This window comes from Alteromonas sp. BMJM2, assembly GCF_027257845.1.
In the GTDB taxonomy this organism is placed as follows: domain Bacteria; phylum Pseudomonadota; class Gammaproteobacteria; order Enterobacterales; family Alteromonadaceae; genus Alteromonas.
In genome coordinates this window covers 1-8,568 of record NZ_JAPVOT010000037.1, presented here as the reverse complement: position 1 = coordinate 8,568, position 8,568 = coordinate 1, and the positions used below count along the sequence as shown (strand labels likewise).

General features: G+C 44.1%; 6 protein-coding genes and 1 pseudogene. 2 read left to right on the top strand and 5 right to left on the bottom strand.

From position 1 onward, the window contains the following. Positions 1–177: 177 nt before the first annotated feature. The 3 genes from O9X84_RS19225 to O9X84_RS19215 all read right to left on the bottom strand — a co-directional run bounded on the left by O9X84_RS19225 (position 178) and on the right by O9X84_RS19215 (position 3,217). Positions 178–411 carry a DUF6429 family protein gene (locus O9X84_RS19225; RefSeq protein WP_044056436.1) on the bottom strand — a complete coding sequence of 78 codons (234 nt, stop codon included), beginning with the start codon at positions 409–411 and terminating at the stop codon, positions 178–180. A 650-nt stretch (positions 412–1,061) separates the two neighbouring features. Beyond that, a complete protein-coding gene (locus O9X84_RS19220; protein ID WP_269521270.1) occupies positions 1,062–2,252 on the bottom strand; it encodes an amino acid aminotransferase in 1,191 nt (396 codons plus the stop codon). Between the two features lie 170 nt (positions 2,253–2,422). Next, positions 2,423–3,217, bottom strand: a complete 795-nt coding sequence (locus tag O9X84_RS19215) for an NRDE family protein (RefSeq protein ID WP_269521269.1) — start codon at positions 3,215–3,217, stop codon at positions 2,423–2,425. Positions 3,218–3,381: 164 nt separating this feature from the next. Here O9X84_RS19215 and O9X84_RS19210 point away from each other — a divergent pair, with 164 nt between their 5' ends. After that, complete coding sequence (locus O9X84_RS19210) at positions 3,382–4,068, top strand: 1-acyl-sn-glycerol-3-phosphate acyltransferase (RefSeq protein WP_269521268.1); 687 nt, start codon at positions 3,382–3,384, stop codon at positions 4,066–4,068. 102 nt (positions 4,069–4,170) lie between these two features. Next, positions 4,171–5,418, top strand: a complete 1,248-nt coding sequence (locus O9X84_RS19205) for a cystathionine gamma-synthase family protein (RefSeq protein ID WP_269521267.1) — start codon at positions 4,171–4,173, stop codon at positions 5,416–5,418. Positions 5,419–5,588: 170 nt separating this feature from the next. Here the strand turns inward: O9X84_RS19205 and O9X84_RS19200 are convergent, their stop codons facing one another. Beyond that, the gene (locus O9X84_RS19200) at positions 5,589–8,051 is read right to left on the bottom strand and encodes a CHRD domain-containing protein (protein WP_269521266.1); all 2,463 of its coding nucleotides are present in this window, start codon (positions 8,049–8,051) and stop codon (positions 5,589–5,591) included. 277 nt (positions 8,052–8,328) lie between these two features. Next, positions 8,329–8,568 (bottom strand): annotated as a pseudogene (locus tag O9X84_RS19195) (hypothetical protein); the annotation flags it as partial.

Below are 8,568 nucleotides of genomic sequence, written 5' to 3'. Positions count from 1 at the left end.
AATTTGCCTAACATCAACCATGACAGACGAAGTAAACGAGTTCTAAAAAGGCAACGGTATTGATCTTGAAATAGCGGTCAAAGGGCTATCTTTTTTCATTGACAGCCCGGAGGCTCATATGTGTTAGTTGCCACGCCGATACATCCTAGAGTAATAGCTGAGCTATGCGCACAATACTCACTCACTTTTGACGAATAACTTTTTGAATAGCTCTTCTGATTTGGCGAGCCCTTCTTCAGTTAAAACAACAGACTTTGATTTGCCAACAGGGTCGTGAATATAACCTTTTTCATAAAGACGGTCGGTGATACTCCAATCTATTTGCTTCCAAGCCCTACCAAACTTGTCGTGCAGAGTAAGGTAAAACAGAGCAAGTGCCGCTTCATCGATTTTATCTTCATCTATTTCCACTGCTGTCTCCATTTTCATATGGCTACTAACAATTTACTAGACCCCAAACCGGTCTGTCTAAACACACTATTATGGGGTTTTTAACTTTATCAATATTGTCAGATTACCCTCTAACTTCTCTTAATTAAACAATAAATTAGAATGGTGTATTTTGCTCATGAGTTAAAAGTACCAAAATGGTGTGTTAGGTGGGAGAGGTGTACTTCACGCACGGTCAGTAAAAACTATGCTTGTAGTCAGTTATGTTTCTCAAAGGCTTTATATACGCTGTTTTTATTTTTGAGTATGTATGCGGTCTAATTTCTTAACCATCTTATATAAACACATGATGATGAAGCGCTATGCTAAGCGCACTATTTAAAGCTACCTTAGATAGATTCACACTCCATTCAGTTTCATAATATGGTAAATCCGAAAGAGCTTTGCGCAGCCCATGTGGAGGCATGTTTAACCCTGCTTTCTTATTTTTTCAAAACTATAAAAGCGCTGTGTAGCGAACGAAATCCACATAGGCATCATTTAGGCGTGGTGTGGTCAAGCTATGGGCGAGGGGCTTTAGGGAACAAAAAAAGCCGCGGCGTTATTAAACGCGGCGGCTTTTCATTTGGCTTAAACCCTGGCTTTGGGGGTTATGCATCAATAGCCTTGGGCTAAAGAACAGAAACCAATGCTTTTGCTAAGGTTTCCACATTGTTTTTGTTGATCCCAGCAATGTTTACACGGCTTGAATCTACAAAGTAAACGCTGTGCTTTTCTCTTACTTCACGCACTTGCTCAGGCGTGATACACAAAAACGAGAACATACCTTTTTGGTCATTCACGAAGCTGAAGTCTTTTGGTGAACCGTTGTCATGAAGGTTTTGAACCAGCATTGCACGTAGCGTTTTCATGCGGTCGCGCATTTCGTTAACCTCAGACACCCACTCGTTGTTAAGGGCTTCGTCAGATAAAATTAAGTCAACGAGTGCGCCGCCGTAGCTTGGTGGCATTGAGTAAATAGCACGAGCAATAGACTGTATTTGTCCCTGCGCAATTTTGCGAGTTGCTGTGTCTTGGGTAACAATAGCGGCTAGGCCAACACGTTCGCGGTACAAACCGAAGTTTTTAGAGCACGACGCAGCAACAATAACCTCAGGAAGATTTTCAACAAGAAGGCGCATACCGTAGGCATCATCTTCTAACCCTTCACCAAAGCCTAAATAGGCAACATCGATGAAAGGTAAAAACTCACGTTCTTTGGCAACCGCTAAAACTTCGTCCCATTGTGCATTGGTTAAGTCTGCACCGGTTGGGTTGTGGCAGCAGCCGTGAAGTAGCACGATATCGCCTTTATTTACGTTGCGAAGGGTGTCCATCATGGCGTCAAAGCGAATACTGGCAGATGCTTTATCGAAATACGGGTATGTTTCTATTTCTAAACCCGCGGAGCCGATAAGCGGAATATGGTTCGCCCATGTTGGGTCGCTTACCCACACTTTTGCTTTGTCGTTACAACGCACTAAAAGCTCAGAAAGAATGCGAAGGGCACCACAACCACCTGGAGCCTGAACAGCAGCAACGCGATCGGCCATCAGTACCGGGCTGTTTTTACCAAGTAGTAGCGAAAGCATGCCATCGATAAAACCTTGGTTACCCTGAGGAGTAATATAGGTTTTACTGGTTTCGCGCTCTAGTAAAAGTTGTTGTGCTTTTGCCACACTCGAAAGAATAGGGGTATTACCTTGCTCATCTTTATATACGCCAACGCCTAAGTCTATTTTACTCGGGTTGGTGTCTTCTTTATAAGAAGCAGAAAGGCCAAGAATTGGATCTGGGGCAAGATAGGGTAATACTTCAAACACGATATGTCCTCACTTTGGTATGCAAATAGTGGTCTGCAAATAATGGAAAGCAAATGCTAGCAGGCACGCATTATGCCATTGCTGATACAAAAAACGACACCTATTCGTTGAAAATATTTCAATTTAATATCGAATTTTGTAAACCTCGAAAGATTTATTCTACAAACCCGTTAAATTTTGAAGGAAAATTCTCGTGTTTGCGTTGTTTCTCCCTTTTCAGTGAAGGTTCGTTCTTTAAAGCTGAGTTCGCCGCTGCTATCAACCAGCAAAATAGTGGATGTTCGCGTACCGTAGCTGGGTATATTAATAAAAATGGAAGACAGCGCTTTTTCCCATTCGTAACCAATACCTGTACTGGGGAGGTGTTGGTCATCTGCTTTGTCTTCATTGCGCAATAGCGCAAACAAATCTTCGGTGTTTATCGTGTCGTGCTGAGATACGTACTTATTTAAACTTGTTACGCCTTGGGTAACCTTTGGCCATGGGGTAATAATGTCGGCATTTGAAAGACCAAACACACCTTGCTGTATAGGGTGTACAGAGTTGTTCACGTTATTGTAAACATGTAGTGCACTTGCGTTACCAAACACCAGGTTATAGCCGTTATAGCGGTGTCGAGTGTCACTCAGCGTTTGTAAATACTGCTCCGTTAACTGCTCCGTAACTTGGCCAGTAAACTGTGCCTTATCGTCTTTCAGCCAGTTAGTTACCAACTCACCTCTCGAAATCGCGTCTGTGCGCACTTCAGACGGGGCACGTACGTTGGTGATTGCCGCAATTTTTCCGCTTTGTGTAACGCCCATCCATGTACCGTTTGCTTCAAAATCTCTGCCCGCCAGTATGGAGGGGGCATCGTCCCAAAATGCAGCAGGAGCAGTTGGTCTTGCATAAAACTCATCTCTGTTCGCCGCAATAATGAGCGGGTAGCGAGGATGCTGCTGCCGAGCAATAAATAAAATACACATATTTACACCTTATTCGGTATGTCAGTTCCGCCTGTCTGTGCGTACTATTGCGCTGTAATCGAGTCGTTTTAGCGTATGCTCTACTGTGCGCTTGCCGTTTATCGTAGATTTGCGTTTTGATTTTCATTACTCTTAACGCCTTGAGCAGTATGAGAATAATAAAAATGAATAGCAATAAAACTCTCAACAAGAAAGAAGATGAGGCAAAAAGCGCTTCATACTCAAGCGCCAGCATAAAAACTAATTTAAAAATCAATGAGCTTCAAATACATGAGCACATACCACGGCAGTGGCCGCACTGGTTATCGTCATTTGCTGCCTTTGTGCTTACCAAACGGGGCTGGCGTGTAGAAGGGGCTTTTATAAATCAAAAGAAAGCCATATTGGCCGTTGCGCCTCACACAACCAATTGGGATTTTTTTATAGGTTTGTTCGTGGTGTTTTCGCTGCGTTTAAAATTGAATTTTTTCGGCAAACATACCATTTTTGTTCAGCCACTCGGGTACATCATCAAAAAGTTAGGCGGCATTCCCATTAAGCGAAGTAAGGCTCATGGAGTGGTAACCAGTATTGTTGAAAAGATTAAACAATCGGATGAATTAGTATTGGCTCTGGCACCAGAGGGTACGCGAAGCCCAATCTTCCCATGGAAAACCGGTTTTCTGCACATTGCGAAAGAGGCAGATATATCCATTCAGCTGCTTTCGCTAGATTATCGCACTAAAATAATCCGTTTTGGCCCTGTCATTCAAAAGGTCGAAAACATTGATGAACAAATGCAAACTATCTATACATTTTATGATAATGTTTGCCCAAAATACCCAGAAAAATGCATAACACGGCCTCAATAATCCACTTGAAAACTACCACGGCTTTTTCTATGCGCACAGCATCGATTTGCTACTTGGTAGATTTTGAGGTCGGCGCGTAACTTTACTACCGGAGTTTTACCCGTGACAAAACAGGGATTCACTACCCGTCAAGTCCATGCCGATCGCATGCTTAACACGCCAGAGCATGGCGGTGTCCATACTAGTACATCAAATTCTGTGCTGTTTGAGTTTAAAGATGCTCAAGGCATTATCGATGCCTTTCAGGGTAAACGTGCCGCGCATGTTTATTCTCGCTCTTCGTCACCGTCTGTGGCTGCGTTGCAAAACATGCTTAATCAATTAGAAGGGGGAGTGGGCACACTTTGCTTTAGCACGGGAATGGCCGCCATTAGCAGCACCTTGTTCGCGCTGCTTAAAGCTGGCGATCATCTCATTGTTAGTCAGTATCTTTTTGGTAATACCCGTAGTTTTTTCGAAACCTTAAAAGAGTTCGGTATTCACGTCACCTACACCGATGTTACCGATATTGAACAGGTTGTGGATGCATACCAGCCCAATACTAAAGGGGTTTACTGTGAAACCGTGGCCAACCCGGTTACGCAAGTTTCAGATTTGCATGCAATAGGTCAGTTTTGTGAAGAGAAGCACATTCTCTTTATGGTTGATAATACAATGACACCGCCTCCGCTTTGTTACGCAAAAGACTACAAAGCGTCGCTGATATTTTGTTCGTTAACCAAATACATTGCAGGTCACGGCAATGTGCTTGGTGGTGCTGTTACTGATACCGGTCAGTTTAACTGGGAAAAATACAGCAATATTAAACCCGCTTATAAGGTAGCCGATACGGCGCAGTGGGGAATAACACAAATAAAGAAAAAGGGCTTGAGAGATTTAGGCGCTACACTGGCGCCAGAGTCGGCCACCGCCATTGCAGTAGGCATGGAAACCCTTGGGCTTCGCCTTCAGCGCAGTCAGCAAAACGCGTTAAAATTAGCCACATTCCTCGATAACCACCACAGCATTAGTGAGGTTTTTTATCCTGGTCTTGCTGACCATCCACAGCACTTTATGGCTCGAGAGCAGTTGAGTAATGGCTACGGTGCCATCTTAAGTTTTAATTTAGTGGATAATATCGACCCAGTAGCGTTTTTAAACGAAATGGAGCTGGTAATTTGCGCCACGCATTTAGGTGACAATAGAACACTGGCGTTACCAGTAGCGCCTACTATCTACTTTGAAAATACCGCTGAAGAGCGAGAGAAGATGGGTGTATCAGACAACATGCTTCGCATTTCAGTGGGTATTGAAGATACCGACGACCTTATTGCCGACTTTAGAAATGCGCTACACGCAGTAGCAAGCTAGTAGATAGGCAAAACAACACATACAAAAAAGGGGCGTAAGCCCCTTTTTTATTCATACAATTTCGTAAATCTTTTATTCAAATAAATTTACAACGAACGGTGGCCAATCACCGTTCGTTGAGCTTACTCAAAACCACTGCTATTCGAAACCACTGTTATTCGAAACCACTGTTATTCGAAACCAAGCGTCACTTGACCACGAATCTCCCCAGAAGGAAACGCATCTGAGTGGAAGTTCGTGTAATAGCCTGCTGCCTGCATGGTCATCATTTGGTCAGCGTCTAGCGTAGTGCTGCTTGGAACAGACCATACCCCGTCCATACCTTCAAGACCTAGTATCACACCACCGTTTACACCCGCTTCGCCTTCGTGAATGTGCGCCATATTTGCCGTCATACCGGTAATGGTTACACTACCTGATAACGCACCTGTGGTTGTGTTCAACGTAAATGCCCCTGCACCAGACGCTGACGTTTCAACCGCTGGCACTTCTTGACCACCGGTGGCAACAATACCAAACACCTGAATGTTATCTGGTGTAATTTGGCCACGAATTTCACCGCTTGGAAATGCCTCTGTATGCACATTTACATAATGTCCACCAGAAAGCAGTTGCGTTGCTACGGCTTCTTCTAATTCAACATAGCCATCTGTCATCCACGTGCCAGCAGTCATTTCGCTTTCTACTAACGTCACAACAACGCCGCCATTTTCGCCCGCAAAACCACTGTGGATGTGCGCCATGGTTGCATTATCTATCGTGGTTGCAGCCACTAGGTATACAGAATCTGATGTAGTATCAAAAAGGGCGTAGCCAGAACCTGAAGCCATTGTATCTACTGCTGGAACAGACTGGTTACCGCTTAGTGCAAATGTAACTACTGCAGTGGTATCCGGAACAATTTGTCCACGTACTTCGCCGCTAGGGTTCGCTTCTGTGTGAACATTTAAATACCATTCACCGCTGGTTAATGCGTCTAAATTACTGGGTGAAATATTGGTTTGTGTAAGTACGTATGTACCGTCACCCGCATCAGTAAGAGGAAAGGCAACAGGACCATTCATACCTAAACCGCCATCGTGTACGTGCACACCTGTAACATCAGTTAAGCCCGATACATCAACGCTTACACTAAATGCCGGTAAGTCTTCGTCAATTTCAACTACGGCCGTAGCTTCAGACATTGTGTCAACTGCGGGTACTTCTTGTGAACCGCTTAAACTAACGTTATACGTCATGTCTGCATTAAACGCTGGTGGCGGTGGTGCTAAACCATCTAACAAAGCTAATTGAGGAAGGTCGCCTTCCATGTCGCCGTCTAAAGCAATGGCAGTATAAATGCTACCATTTTCTAAGCTAAGCACACCGGTTTCAATTGCCGCTGTTTTTGTACCAGTAGGGGTTACGGTTACCACGTAATCGCCTTCTGCCAAGCTCACGTAACCTGTTTCAGCCAAATCGCCTGTAGAATAGGCAATATCGCTAAACGCTGGGTCTACTGCATCAATCTCACCGTCAGCTGTTACATAAATATCTACGTTACCCGCGCTTGGTGAAGAATGCACAATACGTACTTTTGCTTCAGTGGCAACTGAGCGCGGTACATCTACAAGTACATCCAATTCTGGTGCCGCTAATGTGTTGTTGGCAATGGCGGTATACGACATACCAATTTCAAGGGTAAGTTCGGCATCATCAACAGCCACAATGCTGTTGTCAGCATCTGCTACTACGTCAATTAAATAGTTGCCAGGAGCAACCGATAGGTAGTCTGTCGTACGAGGAAATTGAATACCATCAACTAGCACTACTTCGTTGTTCGCGATAACGTCTACAGCCGGTGCATCACTAATGCCGTGTACAACGCGAACGTCAGAGGGAGTTGCTGCATCCCATACCTTAAAGCTTCCATCGCCATCAGCGACCAACAATGTAACAGGAGAGTCGCCTGTTCCTACATTGTTTGTCGCTGCGATAAGCAAGTCTGCGCCGTCGGTAAGTTCTACCGTACCAGAATCGTAAACAACCGTGGTTTCACCAGCAGGCGTAATACGAATTTGATAATCACCTGCCGGTACTTGCGTAAGGCCTGTGGCGTCGGTGAATTCTGCGGTTACAAGAGGTTGCTCTGACGTAATATCGGTACCCGGTGCAGTAACGTAAACGTCAACCGTGGGTGCTAATGATGCGGCATGAACTATTTGTACTTGTGCGTTACCTGCTTCTACTGCTGTTTCTGTGCTGGTAACAGGTAGTAACGCCAGTGAACTATCGCCTACGTTGCCTATCGCAAACACGTCATAATTTGTGTCAGCTTCTAACGTAAGATCTGCCTGTAAAACTTCTGCGTTATCGCCAGGTAAAATACCTGTAACGCCAATATCGTAGGTTCCAGTTTCAACTTCAAATCGCGAAGAAGCTACTTGGTAATCTACGTTTTCTAAATTATTTAAAATGGCATCGTTCGCCGTAATATTCACCATTGGGGCGTCGGAGGCAGCATGCACTACACGTACGTTGGCAAATTCAGGGGCGGGGGCCGGTTGTTCAACAAAATCATCGTCATCATCGGAACACCCTACTAAAAATAGGGGTAAAATCGAACATGCCAGTAGCGACTTAGTCCTTCTCATCGTTGTTTCCTCTAATTGTTGTGAGACCATCAAACTTACGCCACTATTTTATTTACAGATCATTAACCTCATTAACATTAAGCAAGTGTAATACTTTCGTATAATTATATTGCTCTGATGTCTTTTTTGTTGACGCCTTAAATAATCTAATAGCTATAAATAACAGGTGGTTACGAGTTATTGCGAGGGCATTGTCGAAAGGAAGAAAATTTGGGCAATTGTTGTGTTGAATTGTGAAATGAAAATAAATTTTAAAAAAATTTCGATGTGGGTGAACTTAACGGAAAAGCTGTGGACTAACAAAGTGTAGTGATTGAAAACAGATTAATGTGTTTTCTGCAAAATGTGTGTTCCAAGTTGAGTGTGTTTCTTGCCCCGCCTGTGTAGCGGGGCTTTTTTGTTTGCCCAGCGAAGCTGGCAAACCCGTCAGGTTGGAAGAAACCTGAATCACCCTGACTGAGGGGAAGATAATCTGAATGGCAAGGGCGTTGTTGGCCAACGACAGGGTCCGAAGGAA